The 26,438-nt window shown below is 41.3% G+C and carries 25 protein-coding genes; 13 read left to right on the forward strand and 12 right to left on the reverse strand.

The window, feature by feature from the left end:
* Positions 1-24 precede the first annotated feature (24 nt).
* The 4 genes from AC0L6R_RS06380 (at position 25) to AC0L6R_RS06395 (ending at position 3,985) form a co-directional block, all read left to right on the forward strand.
* Positions 25-519 carry a lipoprotein N-acyltransferase Lnb domain-containing protein gene (locus AC0L6R_RS06380; protein WP_473270440.1) on the forward strand — a complete coding sequence of 165 codons (495 nt, stop codon included), beginning with the start codon at positions 25-27 and terminating at the stop codon, positions 517-519.
* Entirely contained in the window at positions 476-1,216 is a 741-nt protein-coding gene (locus AC0L6R_RS06385) for a hypothetical protein (protein ID WP_473270441.1), read from the forward strand. The genes AC0L6R_RS06380 and AC0L6R_RS06385 overlap by 44 nt, the downstream gene beginning before the upstream one ends.
* A gap of 63 nt (positions 1,217-1,279) precedes the next feature.
* A complete protein-coding gene (gene uvrB, locus AC0L6R_RS06390) occupies positions 1,280-3,322 on the forward strand; it encodes an excinuclease ABC subunit UvrB (RefSeq protein WP_473270442.1) in 2,043 nt (680 codons plus the stop codon).
* Between the two features lie 27 nt (positions 3,323-3,349).
* The gene (locus AC0L6R_RS06395) at positions 3,350-3,985 is read left to right on the forward strand and encodes an AlbA family DNA-binding domain-containing protein (RefSeq protein ID WP_283413646.1); all 636 of its coding nucleotides are present in this window, start codon (positions 3,350-3,352) and stop codon (positions 3,983-3,985) included.
* Here AC0L6R_RS06395 and AC0L6R_RS06400 read toward each other — a convergent pair.
* Positions 3,975-4,892, reverse strand: coding sequence for a 1-aminocyclopropane-1-carboxylate deaminase/D-cysteine desulfhydrase (locus AC0L6R_RS06400; RefSeq protein ID WP_473270443.1), 918 nt, complete (start codon positions 4,890-4,892; stop codon positions 3,975-3,977). The two genes, AC0L6R_RS06395 and AC0L6R_RS06400, sit on opposite strands and share 11 nt — an antisense overlap.
* Before the next feature lie 58 nt (positions 4,893-4,950).
* On the opposite strand from AC0L6R_RS06400, the gene AC0L6R_RS06405 reads away from it, so the two are divergent.
* The 3 genes from AC0L6R_RS06405 (at position 4,951) to AC0L6R_RS06415 (ending at position 11,489) form a co-directional block, all read left to right on the forward strand.
* A complete protein-coding gene (locus tag AC0L6R_RS06405; RefSeq protein ID WP_473270444.1) occupies positions 4,951-5,985 on the forward strand; it encodes an RluA family pseudouridine synthase in 1,035 nt (344 codons plus the stop codon).
* Positions 5,986-7,107: 1,122 nt separating this feature from the next.
* On the forward strand, positions 7,108-8,349 hold the full coding sequence (locus AC0L6R_RS06410) for a hypothetical protein (RefSeq protein ID WP_473270445.1): 1,242 nt from the start codon (positions 7,108-7,110) through the stop codon (positions 8,347-8,349).
* 59 nt (positions 8,350-8,408) lie between these two features.
* On the forward strand, positions 8,409-11,489 hold the full coding sequence (locus tag AC0L6R_RS06415; RefSeq protein ID WP_473270446.1) for an AsmA family protein: 3,081 nt from the start codon (positions 8,409-8,411) through the stop codon (positions 11,487-11,489).
* Between the two features lie 273 nt (positions 11,490-11,762).
* On the opposite strand, the gene AC0L6R_RS06420 is transcribed toward AC0L6R_RS06415, so the two are convergent.
* From AC0L6R_RS06420 to AC0L6R_RS06470, 11 genes are all read right to left on the reverse strand, one after another.
* Positions 11,763-12,113: a hypothetical protein gene (locus tag AC0L6R_RS06420; RefSeq protein WP_473270447.1), complete on the reverse strand. Its 351-nt coding sequence runs from the start codon at positions 12,111-12,113 to the stop codon at positions 11,763-11,765.
* Positions 12,114-12,302: 189 nt separating this feature from the next.
* On the reverse strand, positions 12,303-12,809 hold the full coding sequence (locus AC0L6R_RS06425; protein WP_473270448.1) for a hypothetical protein: 507 nt from the start codon (positions 12,807-12,809) through the stop codon (positions 12,303-12,305).
* Positions 12,794-13,006, reverse strand: a complete 213-nt coding sequence (locus AC0L6R_RS06430; RefSeq protein ID WP_473270449.1) for a hypothetical protein — start codon at positions 13,004-13,006, stop codon at positions 12,794-12,796. Before AC0L6R_RS06430 ends, AC0L6R_RS06425 begins: the two co-directional genes overlap by 16 nt.
* A 71-nt stretch (positions 13,007-13,077) precedes the next feature.
* The gene (locus tag AC0L6R_RS06435; protein WP_473270450.1) at positions 13,078-13,260 is read right to left on the reverse strand and encodes a hypothetical protein; all 183 of its coding nucleotides are present in this window, start codon (positions 13,258-13,260) and stop codon (positions 13,078-13,080) included.
* A 471-nt stretch (positions 13,261-13,731) separates the two neighbouring features.
* A complete protein-coding gene (locus AC0L6R_RS06440; RefSeq protein ID WP_473270451.1) occupies positions 13,732-13,965 on the reverse strand; it encodes a hypothetical protein in 234 nt (77 codons plus the stop codon).
* A gap of 7 nt (positions 13,966-13,972) precedes the next feature.
* Positions 13,973-15,865, reverse strand: coding sequence for a glycine-rich domain-containing protein (locus tag AC0L6R_RS06445; RefSeq protein ID WP_473270452.1), 1,893 nt, complete (start codon positions 15,863-15,865; stop codon positions 13,973-13,975).
* Positions 15,866-16,476: 611 nt separating this feature from the next.
* Positions 16,477-17,019, reverse strand: a complete 543-nt coding sequence (locus AC0L6R_RS06450) for a T9SS type A sorting domain-containing protein (protein WP_473270453.1) — start codon at positions 17,017-17,019, stop codon at positions 16,477-16,479.
* Between the two features lie 167 nt (positions 17,020-17,186).
* Positions 17,187-18,629, reverse strand: coding sequence for a glycine-rich domain-containing protein (locus AC0L6R_RS06455; protein WP_473270454.1), 1,443 nt, complete (start codon positions 18,627-18,629; stop codon positions 17,187-17,189).
* 444 nt (positions 18,630-19,073) lie between these two features.
* Positions 19,074-19,535 carry a hypothetical protein gene (locus AC0L6R_RS06460; protein WP_473270455.1) on the reverse strand — a complete coding sequence of 154 codons (462 nt, stop codon included), beginning with the start codon at positions 19,533-19,535 and terminating at the stop codon, positions 19,074-19,076.
* 262 nt (positions 19,536-19,797) lie between these two features.
* On the reverse strand, positions 19,798-21,159 hold the full coding sequence (locus AC0L6R_RS06465) for a PKD-like domain-containing protein (protein ID WP_473270456.1): 1,362 nt from the start codon (positions 21,157-21,159) through the stop codon (positions 19,798-19,800).
* A 284-nt stretch (positions 21,160-21,443) separates the two neighbouring features.
* Positions 21,444-21,575, reverse strand: a complete 132-nt coding sequence (locus AC0L6R_RS06470) for a hypothetical protein (RefSeq protein ID WP_473270457.1) — start codon at positions 21,573-21,575, stop codon at positions 21,444-21,446.
* A gap of 476 nt (positions 21,576-22,051) precedes the next feature.
* Between AC0L6R_RS06470 and AC0L6R_RS06475 the strand changes: the two genes are divergently transcribed.
* From AC0L6R_RS06475 to AC0L6R_RS06500, 6 genes are all read left to right on the forward strand, one after another.
* Entirely contained in the window at positions 22,052-22,477 is a 426-nt protein-coding gene (locus tag AC0L6R_RS06475) for a PKD-like domain-containing protein (RefSeq protein ID WP_473270458.1), read from the forward strand.
* On the forward strand, positions 22,423-23,034 hold the full coding sequence (locus tag AC0L6R_RS06480) for a hypothetical protein (RefSeq protein WP_473270459.1): 612 nt from the start codon (positions 22,423-22,425) through the stop codon (positions 23,032-23,034). Before AC0L6R_RS06475 ends, AC0L6R_RS06480 begins: the two co-directional genes overlap by 55 nt.
* A 101-nt stretch (positions 23,035-23,135) precedes the next feature.
* Entirely contained in the window at positions 23,136-24,839 is a 1,704-nt protein-coding gene (locus tag AC0L6R_RS06485; RefSeq protein WP_473270460.1) for a hypothetical protein, read from the forward strand.
* Positions 24,840-25,051: 212 nt separating this feature from the next.
* Positions 25,052-25,750 carry a glycine-rich domain-containing protein gene (locus AC0L6R_RS06490; RefSeq protein WP_473270461.1) on the forward strand — a complete coding sequence of 233 codons (699 nt, stop codon included), beginning with the start codon at positions 25,052-25,054 and terminating at the stop codon, positions 25,748-25,750.
* Positions 25,751-26,053: a hypothetical protein gene (locus AC0L6R_RS06495; RefSeq protein WP_473270462.1), complete on the forward strand. Its 303-nt coding sequence runs from the start codon at positions 25,751-25,753 to the stop codon at positions 26,051-26,053. It abuts the gene before it with no gap.
* 38 nt (positions 26,054-26,091) lie between these two features.
* The gene (locus AC0L6R_RS06500) at positions 26,092-26,436 is read left to right on the forward strand and encodes a hypothetical protein (protein WP_473270463.1); all 345 of its coding nucleotides are present in this window, start codon (positions 26,092-26,094) and stop codon (positions 26,434-26,436) included.
* The last annotated feature ends 2 nt before the right edge of the window (positions 26,437-26,438 follow it).

Here is a 26,438-nt window from a genome sequence, read left to right on the forward strand (position 1 = left end):
AAAAGCGTCTATTAATTTAGTGAAATGAATTTTAAAAAAACAATAGTTAGTTTTATTTTTTTATTGATTGTCAGTGGTTTAGGTGCTCTTAAAGCCCAGCAATACCAAATTTCTCTACTGACTTGTGATCCCGGAGAGGAGATCTACAGTTCCTTTGGGCATAGTGGGATTCGGGTGATCGAGTTGACTACGGGGAGGGATGTGGTGTATAACTATGGGACCTTTGACTTTGGCGCGCCTAATTTCGTCCTGAATTTTGCCGGAGGCAGACTGGATTACTACCTCTCGGTATCGACTTTTGATCGCTTTATCGCAGAGTATGATTACTTCCAGCGCTCCGTACGGGAACAGGTATTGAGTCTAAATGAGCAGCAGAAGTTGGATTTGATTCAGTTTCTGGAGACGAATTACCTGCCTGAGAATAGGGCCTATCGTTACGACTTTTTCTTTGATAATTGTGCTACCCGAGTGCGTGATGCGATCAGCACGGTCCGTGGGAGATCAGCTGATCTGGCATGATGAAGTTCGAGAGCCTGTTGAAAGTACTTTCAGAGAGTTGATCGACGAAATGGTTTACTATATGACCTGGTCAGATTTGGGAATTGATTTGGCACTGGGTTCCCGCTTGGACAGGGATGCTACGCCACTGGAAGAGCAGTTTCTGCCTAAGTATGTGGAGGGAGCTTTCTCTCGAGCAGAGATCCAAGGAGATGGGCCTACCCGGCCTTTGGTGGAGAAAAGTAGCGTGATTTTGAATTTTGAAAAACCGGAAGGTTCTTTTGGAGCCATCAATCCCTATTGGATTTTTTGGGTGATAGCGTTCGTATTTACAGGGATTACGTTCATTGGATTTAAGAAGAAAAAGCTATTCGTGGGATTTGATATTGCATTTTTTGGAATATTAGGGATCGTAGGTATGGTGATGACTTTGCTGTGGATAGGATCGGAAATTCCTTCTACCAAGTACAATTGGAATATACTCTGGGCATTTCCAGGGCATTTAGTATTGGCGATTGTTTTACTTAGAAAAACCATAAAACCTTGGGTTTTAAAATACCTTCTTTTTGCCCTGATTATGGCTGATGCTGCAGTGGTATTCTGGATTTTGGGTTGGCAATCCTTTCACCCTAGTCTAATTCCTTTGCTTTTGGTACTGATCCTTAGAACAAATTATTTGTATTACAATGTTGGGAAGTTTAAGCAGGTAGAAAAGTAATTTTCTCTTTCCCTCTAAACTTTTGCATAGTGGGTTGGTGTTAGGTATTTTCGGACGAAGCTTATGGAATTCAAACTTACCTCAGATTATCAGCCTACAGGAGATCAGCCCAAGGCTATAGAACAACTGACGGCTGGAGTCAATAACGGCGATCAGGCCCAGGTTCTATTAGGCGTGACTGGTTCTGGAAAAACCTTTACCATTGCCAATCTTATTCAGCAAACACAGAGACCAACGCTGGTCCTGAGTCATAATAAGACTTTGGCGGCTCAGCTGTACGGAGAGTTCAAGCAATTTTTTCCAGAAAATGCGGTTGAGTATTTTATTTCCTACTACGATTATTATCAGCCGGAAGCCTTTATACCCACTTCTGGTACCTATATAGAAAAGGACCTTTCCATTAATGAGGAGATCGAGAAGCTACGATTGAGCGCGTCATCGGCATTGCTGACAGGTAGGAGAGATGTAATTGTGGTTGCATCTGTGTCTTGTATTTACGGTATTGGTAATCCGGATGAATTTGGGAAAAATGTCATCAAACTTCAGGAAGGGGACAGGATTCCTAGAAATCAGTTGCTATTTAAGCTGGTGGATATATTATATAGCCGAACCCAGCATGAGTTGACACACGGAACCTTCAGAGTGAAGGGCGATACAGTAGATATTTTTGTGGCTTATGCTGACTGGGGATATCGAATTTTCTTTTGGGGAGATGAGATTGAAGCTATTCAGCGATTTGATCCAGCTACAGGTAAGAAACTTAATGATGAAAAAATCATCTCGATTTTCCCTGCAAACCTGTTTGTGACTGGTAAGGATACCTTGCAGACCGCCATACATGAGATCCAATATGACATGGTGGATCAAGTGAATTTCTTCGAAAGAGAAGGGAAGTTCATGGAGGCTAAGCGTCTTCAGGAACGCACGGAGTTTGATTTGGAAATGATGCGTGAGCTAGGCTACTGCTCTGGGGTAGAGAATTACTCCCGATATTTTGATCGGAGGGCTCCAGGAGCTAGGCCGTTCTGCTTGTTAGACTATTTCCCGGATGATTTTCTTTTGGTAGTAGATGAAAGCCATGTGACACTACCGCAGGTACGTGCTATGTGGGGAGGAGATAGGTCCCGAAAAATCAACTTGGTGGATTTTGGGTTTAGACTCCCTTCTGCTTTGGACAACCGTCCCTTGAAATTTGAAGAGTTTCAGGATCTGACCAATCAGGTGGTTTATGTTTCGGCGACACCTGCAGATTATGAACTTTCGCTTACGGAGGGAGTGGTCGTTGAGCAAATTATTCGTCCTACAGGACTTTTGGACCCTACGATTGAGGTGAGACCTAGCCAAAATCAAATAGATGATTTGCTGGAGGAAATAGATCAGACGATCAAGTCTGGTGCAAGGACATTGGTCACAACTCTAACCAAAAGGATGGCTGAGGAGCTTCAGAAATTCCTTGAAAGGGCTGGCGTAAAGTCGCGTTATATTCACTCTGAAGTAAAAACACTCGATAGGGTAGAAATTCTACGTGAATTACGCTTAGGTATCTTCGATGTATTGGTTGGAGTAAACCTTTTGAGGGAAGGATTGGATTTGCCGGAGGTTTCTTTGGTGGCGATTTTGGATGCAGATAAGGAAGGTTTCCTCCGAAATGAGCGGAGTCTGGTGCAGACTATTGGTCGTGCGGCACGGAATTCGGAAGGGCGAGTGATTATGTATGCCGATAAAATTACTGATTCCATGCAGTTAGCGATAGATGAAACCAAGCGAAGACGTGCCTTACAAATCGAATACAATACTGCTAATGGCATCACCCCGACAACAATTCTGAAATCTCATGATAAGATTATGGGACAAACTAAAGTTGCGGACTCCAAGAAAAACGCTAAGTTCTACGCCGAACCAATGCCTGGTGAAGAAAGTATGGCTGCCGATCCAGTGGTGCAATATTTAAGCAAAGACAAATTGGAGAAATTGATCACTCAGACTCAGAAGTTAATGGAAAAGGCAGCGAAGGAATTGAATTTCATGGAAGCTGCGCGACTACGCGATGAGTGGCAGTCCCAAAAATCTAGATTGGAGCAATTGAATCGTGGGGTAAGTAAATAGGGTTGACAGGGCAAAAAAATTGTAATAATGACGCTTCAAGAGGTAAAGTTGCTTGCTGCAAAAGGTGAGGGGCTGAGAATAGAGTTTAAGAAGAAAGCAACCTATCCTGAGAAGATTGTCCGTGAGTTAATTGCCTTTGCAAATACTTCGGGCGGCGATTTGCTGATCGGTGTAGATGATGATGGCACTGTCAGTGGCCAACGATTTATTGAAGAAGAAATCTTTGTGATGGAAAATGCAATCAAAGAATTGATCTTTCCACCATTAGCGTATGAATTATTTTCTATCAAACTAAATGAGAAAAAAGGTGTAGCAGTTTTTAAGATTTCTTGCAGCCCAAATAGACCACATTATTTAAAAGAAAAAGACAGAAAGCAGGCTTTCATTCGTGTGGCTGATCGCTCAGTACAAGCGAGCAGGGAAGTTTGGGAAATATTAAGGCGTGGGAAAAACCCAAGAGATATGGTTTTTACTTATGGGAGAAAAGAAGAGATATTGATGAAGGCATTAGGAGAATCTGAAAAAATCACGCTCAGGGAATTCGCTAAGCTAGCAAATCTGCCAAAGTTTTTAGCCTCTAAGACTTTGGTTCGCCTAGTGCTCGCTAATGTGCTACAGATTCACCCACAGGAGTCAGAAGACTTTTTTACCCTCAAAAGTTAGGGAGCTTTATGCCATTTCTTGCCGTAAACCCGCTATTTCCTTGTAACCCTCCCGAGTGAATCAGGAGAATTTTTGAACCTATAGGGAAATAGTCTTTTTTGATCAAATCCCATATTCCAAAGGCCATTTTTCCAGTATAGATAGGGTCTAGAACTAGTCCAAAGTTTTCATAAAACCACCAAATAAATTCTATTAATTCTGGTTTGTGTTTGGCATAGCCCCCAAAATGATAATTGGTGAAAATCTCGTAAGTGCCCTTACTTAAAAGTTTGTGTTTCTCAATTAGCCCAGTAATTTCCTGGTGAATGAATTCCCCTTTTAAAGAAGAGAATCCAAGTAATTTTTGGTTTGAGCCAAGTGAGGCATAAAGTCCGGCGAAAGTTCCCCCAGTTCCTATGGAAGAACAAATATGAGAGTATAGCTGATCTTCTAAGTCTAAGATTTCTTGTGTGCCTTTGATGGCAAGTTCGTTAGTTCCTCCTTCTGGGATGAGGTAGAAATCACCAAATCTTTCTTTCAGATCAGTTAAAAAATCAGTTTTTGCTTTATTTCTGTAGGCAATTCTGTCAATAAAGTGAAGCTTCATCCCGAGCTTCTCTGCATGCAAAAGTGTGGGGTTGAGTGGTTCGGTCCGTTCCCCTCTTATGATGCCAATTGATTCCAATCCTTCAATTTTTGCTGCTTGAGAAGAAGCGTAGATATGATTAGAAAAAGCCCCTCCAAAGGTTAGAATCTTAGTTTTCCCTTCTTTTTTGGATTGTTCTAGATTGTATTTGAGTTTGAAAAACTTGTTTCCAGAAATTTCAGAGTGAATGAGATCCAGGCGCTTAATGGCCAATTCGATTCCCTTTTCTTCTAACAAAGAATGTGTAATAACTTGTGTAGGAATTGTTTTTGGAAGTAGCATTTGAGGTGCTTTTTGACAGAGGTGTCAAAGTTAAGCCTGATAATCCTATTTTTGCAGCATGAGCATGCACCCAGACGAAGATTTTGACGAGGAAGAATTAGAGCTTTATGAGCACTACAAGTTTGTAATCGACAAAGGTCAGACCCCAGTTAGAATTGATAAATTTTTGACAGGCAAGATTGCTTTTGCTACCCGAAACAAGATACAGCAAGCTATCGATGCTGGAGCAATCCAGGTAAATGGAGAAACTATTAAGGGAAGTTATAAGGTGAAGCCGCTTGATGATATCCGAGTGTTGATGGGCAAGCCCCCCCGCGACACCGAAGTGGTTCCTGAGCATATTCCGCTGGATTTTGTTTATGAAGACAAGTACCTGCTTGTTGTCAACAAGCCTGCAGGAATGGTGGTACATCCTGCCCACGGTAACTGGTCGGGGACTCTAGTAAACGGTCTGGTGTATCACTTTCAGCATCTGCCGGAAATGAAAGGTAATGAAGGCCGTCCTGGGCTGGTTCATAGAATAGATAAGGATACTTCAGGGTTACTTGTGATTGCAAAAGCTGAAGAGGTGATGACTCATTTGGCAAAGCAGTTTTTTCACCATACGATAGAGCGTACTTACTTGGCTTTGGTATGGGGAGAGCCGGAAGAGGATTCGGGTACTGTGACTGGTCATGTAGGAAGAAGTGCCAAAAACCGTAAGATCATGGATGTATTTCCTGACGGAAGTCAAGGCAAGCATGCAGTCACTCACTGGAAAGTACTTAAAAGGTTGAGGTACGTGTCACTAATACAGTGTAATCTGGAAACTGGCCGTACGCATCAAATCCGGGCGCACATGAAATACTTAGGCCATCCGCTTTTCAATGATGCCATGTATGGAGGGGATAAAATCCGAAAAGGGACCCAGTTCTCAAAGTATAAAACCTTCGTTCATAATACGTTTGAGCTTTTACCGCGCCAGGCACTTCATGCCAAATCCCTAGGCTTCCTACATCCTGTGACCAATGAGAAACTATATTTTGAAGCACCTTTACCTGCCGATTTTCAGTCAGCATTAGATAAGTGGGAGAATTATGTCAACTTTGAATAAGAGGCTTGTGTTTAAAAATTACGCAATAATTGTGTCTAAATGATATGATTTCAGCAATAAAATGGCTGTTTTTAGGCTGTATTGGCAATATTAGTATGAATCATTAAGAAATAGTCAATTTTGAACTCGATAATACAGTAGATTTTGATGATATGGTATTTATCAAACGTTTTCATTAAAAATAATGTAAATATTCAGTTTTATTTTTGAATTATTTGCAATAAATAAACCGACCTTCTATATTTGAATCATACAAAGAGGGAAAAACAAACGGTTTACTCTCAAAGCACTCAGAATACATTGAAATTACACTACACTGTAGGATGTTGAAATTGGCAGACAAGCCCTCCTGTCTCGGGGGTGGAGGTCATAGGATAAAGCATTTAGCGAGCTCGTAAATTTGCCTAACTACTCCGTGGAGGTTCGAATCCTTCTCCTACAGCAGGTTATTTTGGGTTTATTGTTAATTGACTAAAACCATGAAATTTTGTTTCATGGTTTTTTTTATGTCCTGTTTTTTCTAGCACCCTATTCTGCAGGACCTATATTCTACCAAAATAAACGCTAACCTATTGATGTTCTTGTAAATTTTGCTTTTCATTAATTATGCACAATAAGATTTGGTTTAATTGGCGGGTTTTGTCATTATTAAATCATTAATTTGATTGTATAAATTCGCCTATATTTTGTGATAAAGTTTATTTTACTCGCTTTTAGTATCGATACTGTAAAAAAATAAATTATTTGTTATCAAAATTTTAATAAACCAATGGTATTTCTAATTTTGAGCCAGCAAAATAAAAGATGGTAGTAAAGCAGCCGTTTAGCTCTCTCATATATTTTGCTTCTCAGACCTATTAAACTTTGGTTTGGTTTTGAACCAATCCAATTGGCATAAGGCCAATAAAATTGCACATTCATTGTAGGATGTTGAAATTGGCAGACAAGCCCTCCTGTCTCGGGGGTGGAGAATCGAGTAAAAAGCGTAATTCAACCGGACTATTGCCTAACTTCTCCGTGGAGGTTCGAATCCTTCTCCTACAGCATAAAAGCAGCACCTAGGTGCTGCTTTTTTCGTTTACATTTGTCTTAATTGTCTATTTTAGACAAAAAACCAACTAAATGACAGAAGAGCACAGAGATAAGCATTCGAAACACCCTTTTCGTAAGAAAATACTCAGGTGGGTCATGTTTACTTTTTTGGCTGTACTTTTCTTGGAGTTCATTGTGTATTTTGGATCCAACCTAGTGCTTTCCAACTGGGCTAGGCGTAAAATCAATGAAGCTGCTAAGGATGTTTATTTAGTTGACTTTAATCGGGTTAGATTTTCGCTGCTAAGAAGAGGCATCTTCATGGATGGCATAGTGATGGAGCCTATAGGTGAACGTAAACCAGGTCAAAACCAACCCTTATTTGATTTAACCTTAGATGAATTAGCGTTAAGAAATCTTTGGTTTGACTTTTCTGAAGGTATTTTGTACGTAGGTAAATTGGATTTTGACAATCCTAACATAAGTATGGATTTACCACCCAATAAAAACAAATCCGACAAGGAGGAGGAAGTTCAGAATGAGCAGAAAGATGGTTCTCCGGTAAAAGCCCTCGAGGATGAGTTAAAGAAGATAATTGGTAAGATTAATTTTACCGGTGTTTATATTACTGAACTTGAAATAAATCATGCGGATTTATTCTTTTTAAATTTTCTGAGCCAAAATTCATTAAAAGCAGAGAACACTAGATTGATTGTAAAGGATATCAACTGGGCAACTAAAGAAGAATGGGCTACTCCGTTTAATGCCAGAGGTTTCGAATTTGACTTGGAAAATGTGAACTTCCCGCTTCCCGATGGCGTGCATTTTATTCAGTCGGAGAAGGTATATGTCAGTTCTCTTGATAATCGGATTTTAATTAACGGGTTTCAACTAAGTCCGGACAAAAGCATTCAAAGCAAATCCTACTATGATGTCTATCTAAGTGAGCTTCGGGTAGGAAATGTTGACTTGAATGAGGCTTTTATGTCTTCAAATGTTGTCATCGATGAAATAGTCTTAAACGATCCTCGATTTAAAGTTGAGCAAAACCTAACCAGTGAAAAGGATAGTACTGCAACTGGTGATCTTAATGAATTGATTCAAGGGATTCTAAAGTCATTTGAGGTTCAGGAATTATCTGTCAATAATGGGAAATTCAGTACCTATAGCTTGGTAGATACGCTTAAAAATCGAATTGATATTCAGAAGCTTGACTTCAAGATGATTAATTTTTATTTGGGAGCTGATGAATCCAGAAAATCCGAATCAATTTTTCTATGGCGAAGATGCGGCAATGGATATTCAAAATGCAGACTTGTATTTATCAGATGAAGTTCATGTGATCTATGGAGACAGAGTGAAGTGTCTCTTCCTTCAAGGATGAGATTATCGTGGAAAATATCCGGATAGAGCCTAGGGAAGATGCCTTGAAAAGTGGACAGGCAAATCACATCATGAGAATTTCCCTGCCTAAACTCGCGCTAACGAAAGCCAACTTGAAGCAGCTATATAATGAGGGCGTTTTTAACGTTGATGAAATGCTCATTCAGTCTCCAAAGGTGGAAATAACAGAACTTAGACAAAGCAAAGAGAATTCAGAGGGTGTGCCGGTGAAGGAGCTTTTGACCGGGTATATGGATGAGCTTGCTATCGGAAAAATGGATCTTAGAGATGGGGAGGTTCAGTTTAAAAATGATAAAGGTGTTCGAAGTGATGATATTGGTTTTGAGAAATTTGACCTATTGCTAGAAAAAGTCTTTTTACAACCGAATTTGTACAGTGATGTCAGAAACCAATTCCTAGCGGAGGAGATGGTTCTTAGTTTGGATAAGTACAGATTGAAATTGCGAGATAACCTGCATGTGTTTTTGGCAGACAGAGTCTTGATAGATAGTAAGAACTCACGTGTTGTCGTGAGTAATTTCACCCTAAGACCCGAAAATCCAGATTCAGTACAAACCATTCTGGACTCTTATGGTAAATCTGTGATTTTGGATATTTCAGTTCCGGAATTCCGTGTAGAGGGTATAGATTTAATGTCAGTTTACATGGATGAGAAGCTGATCATCAATCAAATTCTTGTCCCTTCTCCGGTGGCTAGTCTTACTCGTTTTAGAAAGAAAAATGCTGGATCTGCTGCGTCCATAACTACTAGTCAACTGGAATCATCAGATGAAATTAAGGAGTTGCTGACATCCTATTTTTCTTCCATTCAAATTGACTCCATTAGTTTCAGCGATGGACAGGTTCAATACAGAAATTTTGCTGGTAAGAAAGATTTAGCCTTGAGTGAAGACAGTCTTTCATTGAGTCTAAAAGGATTTTACCTTGAAAGAGGTCTTGAGAAAAGCCCGGATAGAACATTTTTTTCGGATGAAATTGACTTGAAATTAAGAAAGTATGATTTCAGTGTAGCGGGAGGGAATTATAAGGTAGATACTGACGGGCTTCGCTTTAATTCTCGCTCTAAGACCATAGAGATTGAAAACCTTACGCTGAGTCCAAGTAACTCGATAAGCAGTAAAATCGCATTATCTTTAAAATTGCCCAGAGTTTCTTTTGAAGGGGTAGATATTGAATCTTTTTTGTTTGAAAATGAGCTACAGCTAGAAAAACTTGCAGTGGATGGAAGTACGATTAATCTGGAGATTAATCGGGATTTTCAGAGGGAGGAAACTGGAGATGTAGCTGGGCCAGTTACTGAAAAAACGCTTCCAAAATCTATTCAACTTGTTTCTATTGGAGCAATTGAGGCTACAAATTCTAAATTGAGTTTGAATTACAGAGTAGGGGAAAATGGGTTTGAATCTATACAAACCGATTTTGACTTAGAGATAAAAGGCTTAATCTTAGATTCTGCTGCAAATGCGAGGGAAGATATTGCAGGCTTGTTTGATGAGATCAGCCTCAATCTCAATGATTTTTCCTATGCATTGCCGGATAGTATCCATACGATACGTTTCTCAAATTTCTTTGTTGATAATACAGCAGACGAGACGATTTTTTCAAATTTTGAAATTATTCCTAGTAACACTTCTGGCAATCCAGGCTCGCCCATATTTTCTGCCAAAATCGATGAGTTGGGGGTGAGGAATAATAGAATCAGAGATATTCAATCAACAGGCATAGTTGACCTGACTCAGCTTCGTCTACTAAATCCTAAAATCGATGTATATCTTGATACCGCCCAAAAATCTCCTAAGACTCAAAAATCATCAGGTAACTCTAGCCCAAAAAATCTAGGGCTAATTGAGTCGGTATTGCTTCAGGATATATTAATCAATAATGGAGATATTAGAATTCATAACAAGGAGAGTGGTCAGATTCCAAAAATGGCATTTCATAAAGTCAATTTTGGATTACAGGAACTCAACTATGATCTGATGAATAAAAATGCAGAGCTGAGTCCTCAGTTTCTGCTGGAAAAGGACCTGAGTCTTTCTATTTCAAACTATCAAATTTATACAAATGATAGCATGAATAAGTTGAAGCTCGGAAAAGTAAGATACCTGGATAATACCATCGTCATCGATAGTATTTATTTCCAGCCTGCTTTTGGGCGCTATGATTTTTTGCGTAGAAAAGGGTATCAGGACAATGCAATGGATGCTTTTATTCATCAGATCAGGCTTGAAGACATAGATTTTGATTCTTATTTCATAAATAAAAACCTGAAAGCCCATGCTTTAAGAGTTAATGGTTTTGAGGTGGATGTTTTTAGAGATAAGAGAATCCCACTAAAAGAAGGTGTAATCAAACCTATGCCTCAAGCATTAATGCAGAACTCCCCATTTGATTTAGAGTTTGATTCTGTGATTTTGAATAATGGGGTTATACGATATCAGGAGTTTGCTCCAAAAGCTATGCTCCCGGGTTCTATAAGGTTCGAAGAGGTTAATGCTTCTATAGCTCCTTTTGTGATGCGCAAGAGTAGTGAGGAGTTTCCATTGAAGTCCAGTATGTTGTCAGCCACTGCGAAACTTATGGGAGAAGGGGATGTTAAATTAAATGCAAATATGTTTTTTGGCGCACCGTATCCTATGGATGTAGATGTTGAGCTGGGGGAATTCGATCTTTCTCTTCTCAATACTATGCTTGCGAATAATGTCTTTCTAAAAGTGGTAGATGGGCGTGTTACTGACGGAAAGTGGAATTTCAGAATGGATGATGATGTAGCTAGAGGCAAAATGAACTTTAGATATGAAGATCTAAAGATTGAGTTTTTGGATTCTTTGACCTTAGAAAGGGGTAAAGGAAAACTTGGGATCATGACCTTTCTGGCCAATACATTTACAAAAAGTAATAATCCCAGAAAATTCTTTAATCATCGGGTCATTTCTCGGGTTTACTTCGAGCGGGATAAATCCAAATTCATTTTCGGGGGCTGGTGGCGAGCTACTTTTAGTGGCTTGAAAGGAAGCATAGGACTAGGACAACCAAAAGTACCAAAGCGAAAAGAGGAAGACGAGTGATCAGCTTTCAGTGGTCAGTCACAGTTTTCAATTTCAACTTTTGATACTTCATGTCTTTTTAGCAGGATGATGTTTTTTTAATTTAAACAGGCTAAAGATGAATAGTATTTCATAGATAATCTATTCTATAGCGGAGCTCAGGACTTGCTTAGATATAGCTTTACTATTGGAAGGTGATACTAGTAATGAGTAGTTTTTACAGAACTAAATTCATGAATAAAAAAAGCCAATTCATTGCTGAACTGGCTTTTGTGTTTGGTGGAAGAGAAATTCTTACTTCAACTTTCCTTCTGTATCTGTATAGTTACCAATAATTTTTGCGCCGCTATTCACTGTCACTGTTCCGTAAATCGTAATGGTGTTGCCTTCACCTAGGAATTCTAGTGTTGCACCGCTGTTAAGCCTCAAGTCACCATAGATTACTGTGCTGCCATGTAGCTGAAGTTTGGATTGGCTATTAATGTTAAGGGAAGTGTTTTTATTGTACTGCCCAAAAGCAAAAGACCCATTAACTGTCATTAGTCCATTACTGTTGACATTCAAGTTTTGCTCAATAGCTAACGAACCACAGAATAAGAATGTGCCTCCGATGTTGACATTTTTCAAAAGCAGAAGAGCCAGCATAAGCTTGGGATTCGTTGCTGTTGTTTACATTCAAGTTTGCATTGCCGCTATAGGCAGATAGACCTTCGCATGAGGTATCAGCAGGTGCTTCAACTTTATTGATTTTTAAAATCTGAAGACCACCAAATCCCGTTGCTACAAATACAAATTCTTCCTCATTTCTTACAAAATTTGAAGATCCATCCAGGCTCATCCTACACCAAATTGCTTAATTGAAGCCAAGTCGGATACGTCTGAAATTGAGATTCCAGCTGCTCCATTAGCCATGAAAAGTAAATTATCGTCAACAGATACGGCGTTAGTAACGATGTCACCAGATTCCACATCTTCCGGGCGAATTGGAATAGCTAGTTTTTGCACCAAACTACCATCTGCCATTTTGTAAATACCTGCACCATTTGCGCCTTCAGAGACGTAAAGATTTCCATTGTCAATGTCCATCGTTCTTTTTGCGCCAGCTACATCTAGCGTGAGCGGGATTGAAACTACTTCAGAAAGACTGTTCGGATCCAGAATATGTGCACCTGTAGTACCACTTAGTACAGCTAGTTTGTCGCTTCCAAAGGCTACAGCTCTTAAATCAGTAATTTCAGAAGAATTGCCTAAAGTTTGCGTACCATCAAATAAGCCAATAACTCCATCATTCCCACTGGTTACAGCAGTACTGGAATTGGTGTTTGCTACATCGAGTCGCAACGAATCGTGGTAGTAGAAGTATAGACAAAGCCTGAGGTGAATTTCCCTCCCGAAACAGATACTGTGATCAAGTTTGCCGGGGAAGTAACTTCATCATTTTCGTCGATATTAACTGCGGCAGCTAAGTATAGCTTTCCATTCTTATATTCAAGAGAGCTGATATCAGTGTCTGTAAAGACTGCCTGCTCCGTGATCACAGGGCTATAAATATTTGTAATGTCGAAAATATCAACTGCCCCTAAGTAAGTATCACCTTCAGTGTTATAGGCTACATCCAGGCATAATTACCATCTATATCCACGTGAGTAGCTTTAAGAGTATTACCATCTACTACAGGTGGATCTACCTGCGAAACAAGAATTAGAGGTAATTCTGTCGCTTCCTCTAGTATTCTTCCCTCAGGAGCATTAGGATCTATAAGGCCAATGACACCGGCATTGTCTAATTTCACACGTGTAGTCAGGGTTTGGCTGTCAGAATTAATAGTAATGGGCCATCATTGACGGGGTTCGAAGTGTCATTACAGGAATAAAGGGCGAAGACTAATGCTAGTCCTCGAATAAGATGTTTTTTTCATAATACGTTGGATGTAAGTAGAGCTGTGTTTCATCTCTTGAAAACTGTTTTTCAAATATTGTATTTAGTATTTTATTCCGAATGGATCTACTTATTAGACGATGATATCGTAAAATAGGTTCATTCGATACAAAATTGAAATAATATTTTGATTTATGTCAATATTTAGGGGAGATATATTTATGAGCGTGGATTTAACCGCGCAAATTTACCAAGATTTTCAGCTGGGTAGAAAGGTGAAAATAGTTTGAGATAGAAATTGAAGTGATTATTTTCAGCCTATGTGGAAGATGAAAACTTCAGTCCGATGAGGTGATTGAAAATAATTTCTGCAGGTAGGTTCCTACTAGTTTCGAAGCAACTTTATTTGTTGGGAATTAGTACCCCAGCGAATATCAAGTATATAAATACCAGCGTTCTTATTCCTGATCCATTCTGACACTACCTGAGAAACCTCTTCTGGGGAAGTAAGGGTCATAGATTCACCATCACCCAGCATATTTACTAATCTTATATATATAGATTGGTCATGATAATTTTGAAGCTGGGTAAGTTGTACGCTTACATCAGATCCTGTCAAACTTGGGTTAGGGAAAAGCAGTCCACGTAGAATTACTTTGGGTAGCTTCTGCCTGAATTGCTCTTGTTCTGCTATAGCTATATTTACCTGAGAAATCTACTTGTTTCAATCTGTAGAATATGTTTCCTCCTGTAATGGGCAGGTTATTATCAGTAAAGGTGTATGCCTCAGGATTTTCTGAATATCCATTACCTTCCACACGGCCTATGGTTTCCCATTCCTTTACTGAATTAACCGCACGCTCAATTTCAAAATGAGAATTTTCCCATTCTTTGGCTGTGGACCAGTCAAGGATCCCTGAATTATCTTCTTTTAGGTATGTGGCGTTGAAGTAGAGGTAGTCGACGGGTTGAATAATATATACGATAGAAATGACAACTATTCCATTACTTCCAGAACCGCCCCTTAGGGATCCTGCTCCTCCCCCTGATCCAGTATTTTGAATTCCGTTTTTTCCTATCCCCCCCTTAATTCCATCACCTCCAGTACTGGATGACCCCCCGGAACCTCCTCCTCCTCTTCCTGTTCCTCCTCCACCTGCTGCATAAAGCTGACTATTTCCGTTAATAATTAGCGATTGTTTTCCTTCACCTCCATTACCTCCTGGTTTATTTCCGTTATCTGCCGTATGTCCAGCTGAAGAAGCTCCGCCTCCGCCTCCACCTTTGGCATTAATACCATTTTGAGTTCCAATACCCCCTGATTCTCCCTGATTACTTATACCTGAACCTGCTGAACCATTGTCTCCTGCAGCACCACCTCCAGATCCACCAGTACTTCCATTAATATAATTGTCAGATGCTCCACCACCTCCGCCTATCGCAGTATATCCAAAAAATGAAGAATTCGTACCATTTTGTCCTGCTATACTAATAATGCTAGCACCTATTCCTCCAGTTCCAACAATGACATGATATGTATTATTAGGAATAAGAGAAATATCATTTTTCTCAATAAAACCGCCGGCCCCACCACCACCAGCATAATCGCCGAAGCCACCACCACCTCCGCCAGCTACAATTAATGTTGATGCTATTAGAGAATCTTCATCTACTAACAAATTGCGAGGCGTAAAGTCTCCAGAGCACCTGAATATGTAGGTTATTGAACGCTGGGTCGATGTTATAATCTCATTAATCTCCACACAATCTATGGATGGACAAGAGCCCACTGTGGCACCACCCGATAGTTTAGGATTGGCATTACCCCCTGGTGTTTTGTTCACATATAGGGCAGAACCTGTTCCTGCATAATCATAATTATTACCAGTGATAATTCCATTTGAAGAAAAGGTTCCTAAAACTGATACGGAATTACATTGATTACCATTAATAGCTTGAATTGTACCATTACTATTGTTTTGGAAAGATCCAGCAACTGACAATGATCCACCTAGGGTAATGCTTGAATTATTGGAAACAGCGCCTCCAATTGTTGTAGTTCCTACTACGGTGATTTTTGACCCAGAATTAAAAGTAGCGGACCCTCCAATATTTAAAGTTCCTACGCTCAAAAGCGTTCCATTTATAGAAGCAGATCCAGGAAAGTTTAGGGTATTAAAGTTATTAATTGTATTATTTGAATTAAAATTAATACTGTTTGCATTAAATGTCCCATAATTATTTATTGTCCAATTGCCATTCCAGTTCCCACCATTTCTCGTCAAAGTTACTCCTTCGTCGATACAGACTGTCGAACCATTTAAATCAAAGTTTGCTGAATAATTGAAGTTGCCTTGGAAACAAATAACCGCTGAACTATTTTGATTATTCGGTACTGATTGGTTGTTTGCTGTAATTGTAACGGTGCAAGGTCCACAATTCTGCCCATACAAAATCACACCCCAATACAATTGGGCGCAACAAAAAATCAGAAAAAGGAACAGAAATCTATTCTTCATCAAGGTGTTAGTTGGAAATCAGGGCTAGGGTAGGCCCAACTTGTTATATTCTAAGGGATTAAGGGTGTGCAAAGGTAAATAGACTTTTTCGTTCTGTAAAGATTAATACAAAAAAATGTTGTTTGAATAGTTGAATTGTGCATTCATGTGGCAGAATCTGGAATGTTTTTGTTAGGGGTAATTACGAATGGGATTAATAAATTGGTTTAGGTATAAAAAAATTATTTGGTTTTGCAGGTGAGTTTAGATTATAATTAAAAGAATGTGATTATCCGCAATGATGCCAGTTGCCTTAGATTATTTGTTTAATTGGTCGGAAGACCGATGACCGAAGACTCCCGCATTGGGGGGACAGGCTGAAGTGACCTCAAATATAATTTTGAACAAATTCTAGATTGCTTTTCCCCCTTTACTGGTAGAAAAGCGGATATACATTTAAAAGAATTAGGATCATCGACTCTCTTCGATCCTTTATCCGTAATAATAGGATTACTGAGCAAATGAATAGTAGTTCCTTATTGTCCCGCTATTCGGTACTTATCAGATTAAAAGAATAAGCCCTGCCGGAGTTTATTTCCGACAGGGCTTTTATATTTTATCACAAAGTGAATCTACCTTCTAAGAATCACTTTGTGATATTCTCGTTTATTTCCCCAGCTGATTTCAAGTGTATATATACCAGCAGCCTTTGTGGTAAACCAGTCACTGACCTGATTACCCATTTCTTGCATCTCCAGTATAGGTAGAGTTTCGTACTGTCCCGTTGCGGAAATAATCCTTAGAGTGATAGGTTCGTCACGATAAGAAGAAGGATCCAGGATTTCTATGTAGAATGGATGGCCTGTGGTCGGGTTCGGAAATACTTTCCAGCGAGTGGTGCCAGGCAACGGCTCGACTAGAATAGACCTGGTTTCACTATATGTAAAGTCCCCATCGAAATCAAATTGTTTCAGTCTATAGAAAATACGGCCTCCAGCAGCTGGTAACTTCTTATCGGAGTAGTTATAGGCCTTTTCGTCTTGCGAATAGCCTGCTCCAGCTACCTCATCTATTTTCTCCCATTCTTTGATATCATTCACTGAACGTTCGATTTCAAAACGGTCATTTTCCCACTCTTTTGCTGTGGCCCAAGTCAAGTCTCCTGAACGCCGCATGGAATTATACTTTGCACGGAAATATAAGTAGTCGACTGGAAGAATACGGAAATTTGGATAACGGATGTAGACCACACCTTGGAAGCCATTGCTTCCTCCAGTTCTTCCGGCACCACCGCCTGAGCCATAAGTTGGTAGCAGGTAAGCCTACACCAGTATTATTGCCTCTACCACCAGCATAGAAGATTGAACCTCCCGATGTGTATTGACTGCCGCCCATTCCAGGCCTCGTTGACGATAGCACCTGTGGATGTACCGCCGCCGCCTGCCCCATAATGCACATCTTCCCCAGAGATAGCTTGTATGACACCATTACCCCCTGAACCAGCAATTAAATGGTTTGCGTCTCCGCTGCCGTTTTCACCAGCAACAGTTACACCCCCGCCACCGGCGCCGGCGTTGCCAAAGGAGTCACCAAGTCCATTTCCTCCATTATTTCCATTATTTCCATTTCCTCCATTGGATTCATCTATGCCATAAGCTGCACCCCCTCCGCCGGAGGCACCGGTACTTCCTTCCCTTACTGAGGAAGACGCATTGGAAGATCCACCTCCGCCCCCTCCAGCTGCTGAAATATCTGAAAATGTATTTCCTCCTGCATAATCAAAACTTGGCCCTCCAAATGTTGAACCTGTACCATCTCCTCCTTGCTGGGTTGAGTTTGAGGCACCCAGACCTAATCCACCGGGAGTCACTTGGAACACAGCACCTTGTAGGCCGGGGAGTCCATTCATGGTAATTCCAGTAAACTGCTGATAAATCACGGCTCCGCCTCCGCCCCCTCCGGCAGCTTCACCGAAGCCACCTCCACCGCCTCCACCAACAACGAGCACTTCAAATTCGTCTAATCCATCTGGTGCTGTCCAAGTCCATGAGGAACAATCTCCTGTAACACGTATCACGGTATAGCCTTCCGAGTCAGTATATTGGTAAATATCCCCAGTACCAATACATGGTGCGGGATCAGGGCAATCATAGGTGAAGACAACCCGGCCATCTCCAGCTGTTTCTGTAGTACTGACTATGGCTTGAGCAAACCTATCTGCCAGATCAGCTGTTGGGCTTAATGGGGTGACAAATACATTCGTTCCATCAAAAACTGCATAAAGTGTACTTCCAGGTGTGACTGGTATTGTGATCGGTGCCGGATTCCCTCCATCACCAAATACCTGAACAGTCACTTCGCTTACCCCTGCTCCAACTGAATAAGTAGCGTTTCCATCCGTCTCCAAGTATTCAGTACTACAATTAATGCCATAAGGAACAGTATTGTTACTTGGCACTGAGTAAGGACATGTATCAGCGATTCCTTCGATGGAATTTATCGTGAGGATGGTCGTTCCTTCATTTGAATAAGGGAGAGACTGGAAGCTAAACTGGCCAGGAGTGGTTACAGTCACAGTAATTGTCTGATCTGAAATTGCATTTGCACCGCTTGTGCTGTAGTTTATTTCGTAATCTCCTGGAGCAAGTTCTGGACCATATACAGTAAAAGTGGAACTGCCAGGAAGCGAAGACGGGTTGACTACTTGAATATCCGAAATAGGGTAGGATGGATCTTCTACCGTAATGGTGCCTTCAGGATCTACGGTTCCGGAACCTCCTGTCAAATGGGATGCTATAATTGAAAGTTCCTGACTTCAGTCGGTGTTCCTGAGATAGTAATGTCGCCTGAGCCTGTATTGAAGGAGGCACTAATTCCCAACGGAAGACCATTGGCTCCCGGCAACACCTTCATTTAATATTCCAGTTGCACCTGTCGTTCTGTGAATAAGCGTAATTGGAACCACTGTATCCAAACATAATACTGGATCAGGGTTAACGGGTGTCACTGTATTTTCTGGATTTACTGTGACGATAACAATGTTTGAAGGTGAAGATGAACATTGCACTCCATTTAGGTAGAAACAGTAATTCTTTGGAATTCTGTAGTTTCTGTTAAGGATGGTGAATCGTATGTGGAATTAATAGCGCTAGAAATAGAGGTCCAAGTAGGATTTGATGAATTTCTAAACTGCCAGATATAGCTAATAGCTCCATCTCCTGACCCGTCGTCAGTACTTGCTGAATTCAGCAGGATCTTCCCCTGCACAGATAGTTTGATTTGCAGCTATAGTTCCCGCTATTGGTTCACTTTGTAGAGTAATCGTTACAGGATTACTTGCTGGTCCCTCGCAGGATAATCCGTTGACAGAAGATATGCTATATCTTCTGTATTGAGTTGATTCTGAAAGTATAGGCGGATCATAATCAGCACCTGTTGGATCACCGGGAACATCTACCCAATTTGGCGTAGAGAGGTCAGTATTCATTTCCCATCGATACGAGATTACTGCTCCAATATCTTGAGGAGCATATACAGTCCCAATAATAGGAGACGGTATAATGCCATCACAGACAGTTTGATCGCTCGATATAGTGCCTGCTTCTGGAACATCTTTTAATCTAATAACCTGAACTCTTCTACCTGTAACTTGCTGACAAGAGCCAGAGAAATACTTCGTAAGTGTATTCACCAGGGGCTTCTTGTAGGAGACCCGCTGATTCTCAAATTTACCCCATTCCAAGTAGCTATAATACCTTCAGGCAAGCCAGTTACTAATGGTCCAGCTAATCCACCACCTACTGCATATTCAATATCTATTATTGGAGAATCTTCACAAATCACCTGGCTATCGTCAGTTCCTGGATCAGAGGTTAATCTGATAAACGGACAAAGTGTTCCAAGGAGATATCATCTAAAGCAAAATCATTACCTCCTAGTGTAGCAATTCAGGTTCACCATATAGTTGCGGTGGTTGCGGAACCCGAACTCCAGCTTGGGTTTGACCTAAATTCTCTCCAATTACCTAAGTTTACTTCACCATCGTTTGTAGGCTCAGGAGCTGTTGATAAATCTAAAACAGTACCCACCAATTGCCCATTAATTTTAAATTGTAATCTAGCATTTGATGCTGGATTCAAATTCATTGCCCAAGCAGAGAAATAATATTCTGTAAATGGTTCAACAGTCACTTCTTGCCTCCATATTACTGGCTGTCGGAGAGGACTTCCTATTAGTGCTCCTCCATTTACCATCATGAAATTTCTAGGCCCAGTGGCATTGTTAGTATGATCTCTTCCATAAAATGCCGTATGGTAGCCTTGAGGTGTGGTGGTGGTACTACCGTTGGCATTTACATTTACTGCGTAATATCCCTCGGGCCATAGACCAGTTGACCCATTCCCATTAACATAATAGGCTTGATTTTGGGTGTATCTAAATAAACTTGGATTGGCAGGATCAAAGTTTGTAAATGACCCATCTTCGATTAATTCTTCTGCTATACTGATTGAGGTCGTGCTTGTACATCCATTTGGTGAGGTAGCTGTCACAGAATAGGAACCAGCTATATCTACAACTATAGATGAGGTTGTTTCTCCTGTATTCCACTCCCAAGTGGTCCCCGTTACATTTGAACTGGCAACCAAAAGGACACTTCCATCCACGGCACAATAATCAGTTTGTAGTGTGATTATTGGTGTAGGATCTACAGTGATTGTGAAAGATTCTGAAGGGCCGGGGCAGCCATTGACTGTAGGGGTCACAGTAATAGTCGCTGTAATAGGCCCAGAAGTAGGATTTTCAGTTGCAAATGCAGGGATATTTCCGGTTCCAGACGCTGCCAAACCAATAGATGGATGACTATTCGTCCAATTATATATTACACCTGCTACTGCATTTCCGCTAAAATTCACAGCTGAAGTAGATTGCCCAGAACAACCGATATCCTGATTGGAAATAGGATTTACAGTTGGCATTGGTCTTATCAAAACATCTACTTCGAACGTATTGCCAATACAGCCGTCCGGTGTGATAGGGGTAACAGTGTAAGTTACTATTTGATCTACCAATGAAGTATTGGTCAAAGTCTGTGAAATGCTGGTTTGAGGTGTTCCAACATTGGACTCTCCAGTTACATTTCCATTAGGAGATACGGTCCAAGTGTAAGTTGTACCCGCTGGAACTGATCCATTTGTCCCGTTTTGAGGAGTTACATTAAAAGTGCCACCGCTACAGATTATTGTTCCAGAGATGTCATTTATCACTGGCGTAACATTTACATCTGTAGAATTGGTAGAGCCGTTACCGCCGTACACCCGCCTGCATTGCTGTAATTCACCGAAACATTTTTGGTACCACTAGTTAACCAAGTAAGTGTGACAGTATGGTCAGTAGCTCCAATACCTCCAGAGGTTATGGTATAATCGGTTCCAGCTGTCCCAGGTACTGTCCAGATATAGTTGGGTTGTCCTGGTTGTGTGGTATAGGTGACAGGAGCTCCTACACAGAGGTCAGCAGTAGGGGCTTCTATAAATGTTGGAATTGGAAGTGGACTTACATTTAAGGAGTTTGAAACCGAGGATGCCGCTGTAGAATTGGTTCAGTTGCTATAGTTTACAGAGACATTTTTAGTGCCACTAGACAGCCATCTTAAGGTCACTGAATTATCAAATGGTCCAATTCCACCAGAGGTGATGATATAGTCTGTTCCAGCAACACCTGTATATTGCAAACATAATTGTCTTGCCCTGTCTGCGTAGTGTAAGTTACAGTGGTTCCTAGACAAACATCCGAGGTAGGTTGTGTCAAAAATGTAGGTAATGGAAGCGCGTTGACGTTAGTAGCATTAACCAAAGCACCTACAGCTGTACAATTAGTGGCATTGGAATAGTTGATAGAAACATTTTTGGTACTAAAAATGTCTCTGTAAACTATAGCAACTCAAATAATTGTACAGCGGCATCCTCGGTTTCAAACTCCTTAAATGTAAGTCCACTTCCAATTCCAACAATTCCAATAGAAGCCCCTACTGCTGACCTCTGTGTAGGAGCTCCTGTCACCTATACCACACAACCAGGACAACCCAACTATATCTGGACAGTACCTGGGACAGCTGGAACCGATTATACCATAACCTCTGGAGGTATTGGAGCTACTGACCATACTGTCACACTTACTTGGTTAACTAGTGGTACCAAAAATGTTTCGGTGAATTACAGCAATGCAGGCGGGTGTACGGCGGTAACAGCTATTACCAATTCTACAGATGTAAATGTTACGCCAGTGATAAATGACATCTCTGGAACAATAATCTGTAGCGGTGGCACTTTTAATGTAACTCCTCAAAACGGGACAAATGGATCAGTTCCAGCGGGTACAACTTACACTTGGACCGTATCTCCTAATGGAAATGTAACTGGAGAGTCCAATGTTGGAACACCTCAAACCAGCATTTCACAGACTTTGACCAATACTTCATTGGTAGATCAAATAGTAACTTACACTGTTACCCCTATCACACCGGACGGCTGTATTGGCAATACGTTCGAAGTACATGTTTTGATAAGACCAATGCCAATTTGTATATCTCCAATCAGGATATCGGTTGTTCTGGGCAATCTACTTCAGCTGTGAATTTTAGCGGAAATGCAGTAGCAGGTGTAATATATAATTGGACGAATAGTCATCCATCTATTGGTTTGGCAGCGTCTGGAACCGGAAATATCCCTGCATTTGCAACTGAAAATCCTACTTCTGGGCCTATTACAGCGACTATTACCGTGACCCCTACAGTCAATGGCTGCCCCGGCCCTTCAGAATCTTTCACAATCACTGTAGATCCTACACCAATAATCACACTACAAACTGATTATTGTGCCGTGGATGGAAGTGTCCTTTTGGTTGCCAGTTCAAATGTAACGGGGACCACTTGGGAGTGGAATACAGGAGAAACAACCTCATCTATAGTTGTAGATATAGCTGGTTCCTATTCTGTGACAGCTACCTCACCAAATGGATGTACAAGCACGACCTCAATCAGTATAGCAGAAGAATTAATCGAAGATGGGTCATTTACAAACTTTGATCCTGCCAAATTCCAAGTTTCTTTACCGAATACACCCAAAATCAAGCCTATTATGTTAATGGGAATGGGTCAACTGGTCTATGGCCCGAGGGATATTACGCAGTAAATGTAAATGCCAACGGTAGTACCACCACCACACCTCAAGGCTACCATACGGCATTTTATGGAAGAGATCATACTAACAATGCCACTGGGCCTAGAAATTTCATGATGGTAAATGGAGGAGCACTAATAGGAAGTCCTCTCCGACAGCCAGTAATATGGAGGCAAGAAGTGACTGTTGAACCATTTACAGAATATTATTTCTCTGCTTGGGCAATGAATTTGAATCGAGCATCAAATGCTAGATTACAATTTAAAATTAATGGGCAATTGGTGGGTACTGTTTTAGATTTATCAACAGCTCCTGAGCCTACAAACGATGGTGAAGTAAACTTAGGTAATTGGAGAGAATTTAGGTCAAACCCAAGCTGGAGTTCGGGTTCCGCAACCACCGCAACTATCGAAATTGTGAACCTAAATACTACGCTCGGAGGTAATGATTTTGCTTTAGATGATATCTCCTTCGGAACACTTTCTCCGTTTATCAGATTAACCTCTGATCCAGGAACTGACGATAGCCAGGTGATTTGTGAAGATTCTCCAATAATAGATATTGAATATGCAGTAGGTGGTGGATTAGCTGGACCATTAGTAACTGGCTTGCCTGAAGGTATTATAGCTACTTGGAATGGGGTAAATTTGAGAATCAGCGGGTCTCCTACAGAGCCTGGTGAATACACTTACGAAGTATTTACTACTGGCTCTTGTCAGCAAGTACGGGTGGAAGGATTCATTATAGTAAAAGATGTTCCAGAAGCAGGCACTATATCGAGCGATCAAACTGTCTGTGATGGCATTATACCGTCTCCTATTATTGGGACTGTATATGCTCCTCAAGATATTGGAGCAGTAATCTCGTATCGATGGGAAATGAATACTGACCTCTCTACGCCAAATTGGGTAGATGTTCCCGGTGATCCAACAGGTGCTGATTATGATCCGCCTATACTTTCAGAATCAACTCAATACAGAAGATATAGCATATCTTCTGTAAACGGATTATCCTGCGAGGGACCAGCAAGTAATCCTGTAACAATTACTCTACAAAGTGAACCAATAGCGGGAACTATAGCTGCAAATCAAACTATCTGTGCAGGGGAAGATCCTGCTGAATTCACAAGTACTGACGACGGGTCAGGAGATGGAGCTATTAGCTATATCTGGCAGTTTAGAAATTCATCAAATCCTACTTGGACCTCTATTTCTAGCGCTATTAATTCCACATACGATTCACCATCCTTAACAGAAACTACAGAATTCCAAAGAATTACTGTTTCTACCTTAAATGGAGTGCAATGTTCATCTTCACCTTCAAACATTGTTATCGTCACAGTAAATCCAGAAAATACAGTGACACCCGTTAACCCTGATCCAGTATTATGTTTGGATACAGTGGTTCCAATTACGCTTATTCACAGAACGACAGGTGCAACTGGAATATTAAATGAAGGTGTTGCCGGAGCCAATGGTCTTCCGTTGGGAATTAGTGCCTCCTTCAATACAGGCTCAGGCGACATTACTATCTCAGGAACACCGACTGAAGTAGGAACTTTCAATTATAGCATCCCATTGACAGGAGGTTGCGGAACCGTAGATGCTGAAGGCACCATTACGGTAGAAGATCCATCCTACCCTATTTCGGATATTCAAGTAGTCAACCCATCTTCGCTTCCTGGGAGTTCCACCTTTACTGTATATGGTCCAGAACTTGCTCCAGGAGATTACGAAATAAACTACAGCACAAGCGGTGCAAATGCAATTTCAGATCAGACAATTACTGTGACTGTAACCACTCGCTGGCCAGTTTAGCTTCCAGTCTCTCCCTTATTCAAATGAAGGAACGACCATCCTCACGATAAATTCCATCGAAGGAATCGCTGATACATGTCCTTACTCAGTGCCAAGTAACAATACTGTTCCTTATGGCATTAATTGTAGTACTGAATACTTGGAGACGGATGGAAACGCTACTTATTCAGTTGGAGCAGGGGTAAGCGAAGTGACTGTTCAGGTATTTGGTGATGGAGGGAATCCGGCACCGATCACAATACCAGTCAGCAGCTGGAAGTACACCTTATGCAGTTTTTGATGGAACGAATGTATTTGTCACCCCATTAAGCCCAACAGCTGATCTGGCAGATGAGGTTTGCTCAAGCCATAGTCAGTACTACAGAACACAGCTGGAGATGGCCGGGTTGTCTTCACCTATGATTGCCCTGATCCCGCACCATGTATTGGTACTTGGGGATATTTACCAATATACTGACTCGGAAGGCTATACCGTGATACGTGTTACAGGAGATTGTTCCTCATGGACTTGGACAGCACCAGATGGATTAGACGAATTTGAAGTGCTCGTTGTTGGTGGAGGCGGTGGAGGTGGCTTCGGTGAAGCTGCCGGAGGGGGCGGAGGCGGAGCCGTGATTTATCAGCAGTTTACTGGAATTACCATGAATGGACTCTTGCCCGGCCTACAAGGTGCTGTGTTCCAAGTGACTCCCGGTGGATTCGGTCTAGGGTGCCTCAAACTCAACCCGGCAGAGGAGGAGATGGTACAGGTTCAACATTTGGAGGGCCAAGTTTTGATTATGCAGGAGGAAATACATTTTCAGATATTTCAGCAGCTGGAGGGGGCGGAGGTGGATCTTCCAATGCGTCTCCCTCAGCAAGGGCAGGCAGTGCCGGTGCCTCCGGCGGAGGGGGTGCAGCTTATGGCATAGATGAATCCAATGGAGGAAATGGAAATAATGGAAATAATGGAGGAAATGGACTTGGTGACTCCTTTGGGCAACGCCGGCGCCGGTGGCGGGGGTGTAACTGTTGCTGGTGAAAACGGCAGCGGAGACGCAAACCATTTAATTGCTGGTTCAGGGGGTAATGGTGTCATACAAGCTATCTCTGGGGAAGATGTGCATTATGGGGCAGGCGGCGGCGGTACATCCACAGGTGCTATCGTCAACGAGCCTGGAATGGGCGGCAGTCAATACACATCGGGAGGTTCAATACTTCTATGCTGGTGGTAGAGGCAATAATACTGGTGTAGGCTTACCTGCTGCCACTTATGGCTCAGGCGGTGGTGCCGGAAGAACTGGAGGAAGCAATGGCTTCCAAGGTGTGGTCTACATCCGTTATCCAAATTTCCGTATTCTTCGCAGTCGACTACTTATATTTCCGTGCAAAGTATAATTCCATGCAGCGTTCAGGAGACTTGACTTGGGCCACGGCAAAAGAGTGGGAAAATGACCGTTTTGAAATCGAACGTTCAGTGAATGATATCAAAGAATGGGAGAAAATAGATGAGGTAGCTGGAGCAGGCTATTCGCAAGACGAAAAGGCCTATAACTACTCCGATAAGAAGTTACCAGCTGCTGGAGGCCGTATTTTCTATCAGACTGAAACAATTTGATT

This window comes from Algoriphagus sp. 10J20-15 (assembly GCF_055809615.1).

Bases quoted from the DNA above. Each gene is read 5' to 3' on its own strand.
- AC0L6R_RS06380 (WP_473270440.1), top strand. From the start codon at position 25: ATGAATTTTAAAAAAACAATAGTTAGTTTTATTTTTTTATTGATTGTC.
- AC0L6R_RS06385 (WP_473270441.1), top strand. From the start codon at position 476: ATGCGATCAGCACGGTCCGTGGGAGATCAGCTGATCTGGCATGATGAA.
- uvrB (WP_473270442.1), top strand. From the start codon at position 1,280: ATGGAATTCAAACTTACCTCAGATTATCAGCCTACAGGAGATCAGCCC.
- AC0L6R_RS06395 (WP_283413646.1), top strand. From the start codon at position 3,350: ATGACGCTTCAAGAGGTAAAGTTGCTTGCTGCAAAAGGTGAGGGGCTG.
- AC0L6R_RS06400 (WP_473270443.1), bottom strand. From the start codon at position 4,892: ATGCTACTTCCAAAAACAATTCCTACACAAGTTATTACACATTCTTTG.
- AC0L6R_RS06405 (WP_473270444.1), top strand. From the start codon at position 4,951: ATGAGCATGCACCCAGACGAAGATTTTGACGAGGAAGAATTAGAGCTT.
- AC0L6R_RS06410 (WP_473270445.1), top strand. From the start codon at position 7,108: ATGACAGAAGAGCACAGAGATAAGCATTCGAAACACCCTTTTCGTAAG.
- AC0L6R_RS06420 (WP_473270447.1), bottom strand. From the start codon at position 12,113: ATGCTGGCTCTTCTGCTTTTGAAAAATGTCAACATCGGAGGCACATTC.
- AC0L6R_RS06445 (WP_473270452.1), bottom strand. From the start codon at position 15,865: ATGAAGAATAGATTTCTGTTCCTTTTTCTGATTTTTTGTTGCGCCCAA.
- AC0L6R_RS06450 (WP_473270453.1), bottom strand. From the start codon at position 17,019: ATGCGGCGTTCAGGAGACTTGACTTGGGCCACAGCAAAAGAGTGGGAA.
- AC0L6R_RS06485 (WP_473270460.1), top strand. From the start codon at position 23,136: ATGATGGTAAATGGAGGAGCACTAATAGGAAGTCCTCTCCGACAGCCA.
- AC0L6R_RS06490 (WP_473270461.1), top strand. From the start codon at position 25,052: ATGGAGGGAATCCGGCACCGATCACAATACCAGTCAGCAGCTGGAAGT.
- AC0L6R_RS06495 (WP_473270462.1), top strand. From the start codon at position 25,751: ATGAATCCAATGGAGGAAATGGAAATAATGGAAATAATGGAGGAAATG.
- AC0L6R_RS06500 (WP_473270463.1), top strand. From the start codon at position 26,092: ATGGCTCAGGCGGTGGTGCCGGAAGAACTGGAGGAAGCAATGGCTTCC.